Source organism: Escherichia sp. 94.0001, assembly GCF_013369155.2.
GTDB classification, from domain to species: Bacteria; Pseudomonadota; Gammaproteobacteria; order Enterobacterales; family Enterobacteriaceae; genus Escherichia; species Escherichia coli_F.
Genome location: NZ_JABWMS020000302.1, coordinates 1 through 275 on the forward strand (window position 1 = coordinate 1; position 275 = coordinate 275).

Sequence of the window (275 nt, forward strand, 5' to 3'; positions counted from 1 at the left end):
TGTTCTCCGGGGTAAAAAGGTCCGCACTACCGTCAGCCGGAAAGCCGTTGCCGCATGCGACCGCGTAAACCGTCAGTTCGTGGCAGAACGTCCAGACCAGTTGTGGGTGGCTGATTTTACCTGGGTAAGCACATGGCAGGGCTTCGTTTATGTGGCGTTCATCATTGATGTGTTCGCCGGATACATCGTGGGATGGCAGGTCTCATCATCCATGGAAACAACATTCGTGCTGGATGCACTGGAGCAGGCGTTGTGGGCCCGTCGGCCGTCCGGCA

At 57.1% G+C, this 275-nt stretch carries 1 protein-coding gene; it reads left to right on the forward strand.

Annotation, left to right across the window (positions count from 1 at the left end; genetic code table 11):
* Positions 1–275 (forward strand): DDE-type integrase/transposase/recombinase (locus tag HEN33_RS25845; RefSeq protein WP_183083569.1); only part of this gene is annotated, 275 nt, incomplete at both ends.